At 48.5% G+C, this 548-nt stretch carries 2 protein-coding genes; both read right to left on the bottom strand.

Annotated features, from left to right (window positions below; genetic code table 11):
* On the bottom strand, nt 1-133 hold a 133-nt coding region (locus R7Z50_RS30235; protein WP_318150113.1), incomplete at its 3' end, for a hypothetical protein.
* 9 nt (nt 134-142) lie between these two features.
* Nucleotides 143-548, bottom strand: a 406-nt coding sequence (locus R7Z50_RS30230; protein WP_318150112.1) for a class II aldolase/adducin family protein, incomplete at its 5' end; no start/stop codon positions are given.

The raw sequence follows: 548 nt of genomic DNA, 5'->3' as shown, positions 1-548 counted from the left end.
AAATGTCATCAGACGAATTTAATCCTGCAATGATTTCTTCGCTGTTTTGCGCAACGCTTTCCAATACTTGTGGGCCGTAAAGATGCTGAGAGCCTGTTACAAACCATACTTGTTTGTCGTTGAAAATCTTCATCATGTTTCCTTATTTTTTGCTTTGACCGTAGTAGGCGTTCGCGCCGTGCTTACGTGAATAATGTTTGTCGAGAAGCGAAGGGTTAAGAGTGTCTACCTCGGCATTGATTTGCAGTGTTTGCAAAGCCATGCCTGCGACCACTTCAACCACTACGGCGTTGTGAACCGCTTGAGCAGGGCTTTTACCCCAAGTAAAAGGTGCGTGTTCTTTGACCAAAATGCCGGGTGACGCCATAACGTTTGAATCACCGATGGTTTCGACGATGACTTTGCCAGTGTTGAGCTCGTAGTTGTGCGCGATCTCTTCGTCGCTCAAGGCGCGAGTGCACGCAATTTGTCCGTAGAAATAATCCGCATGAGTTGTGCCCAACGCGGGAATGGCTCTGCCTGCTTGTGCCCATGCCGTTGCCTGAGGA

It is taken from the genome of Vibrio sp. 1249-1, from assembly GCF_033340495.1.
The sequence above is the reverse complement of the archived record's forward strand: the minus strand, read 5'-3'. Positions and strand labels throughout refer to the sequence as shown.